General features: G+C 43.5%; 1 protein-coding gene. It reads left to right on the top strand.

Going from position 1 to position 607, the window contains the following annotated elements; genetic code table 11:
- Positions 1-80: 80 nt before the first annotated feature.
- Positions 81-607, top strand: a 527-nt coding sequence (locus FK529_RS20900) for a bifunctional heptose 7-phosphate kinase/heptose 1-phosphate adenyltransferase (protein WP_231703190.1), incomplete at its 3' end; no start/stop codon positions are given.

Raw genomic sequence — 607 nt, 5'->3', positions numbered from 1 at the left:
CTATATTCTCCTAATTTTCTCATTTTCCTATTATCCCTAAATTTTAAGCCCCTTTGTACCACCTGTTACTTGAGGTCAATATGAAAGACTCCATTGGTAAAATTGCTGTTTTTGGCGACATTATGATCGATAGCTACTGGATCGGCTCAACAAATCGAATCTCCCCTGAGTCACCGGTTCCCGTCGTCAATATTAATCATACTGAGAATCGTTTAGGAGGTGCTGCTAATGTCGCACTTAATATCAGTAAGATGGAGTGCCCTGTAACCCTCGCCGGCTTAGTCGGTATCGATAGCAATGCACAAGAGCTACAACAGCTCTGTGAACAGAACCAGATCGCAACAGAGTTTGTAGCTGAGCCGAGCTTCCCTACCATCAAAAAGCTACGCATCATTAGCCGGCAACAACATATCGTTCGCTGCGATTTTGAAGAAGCACCTGAGCTGACAACAACATTAATAGAGAAGATTACCCAATCCCCCAAAGCCACGATCGATGAGAATGACCTTATTGTTCTTTCCGATTACAACAAAGGCTTTCTCTCTGACCCTCAAGCGCTGATCCAGCATGCAAGAGCTCAAGGAAAATTTGTTATTATCGATCCCAA

Source organism: Tsukamurella asaccharolytica (genome assembly GCF_007858435.1).
Lineage (GTDB): Bacteria > Actinomycetota > Actinomycetes > Mycobacteriales > Mycobacteriaceae > Tsukamurella > Tsukamurella asaccharolytica.
This window is presented reverse-complemented; position numbering and strand designations above follow the sequence as displayed.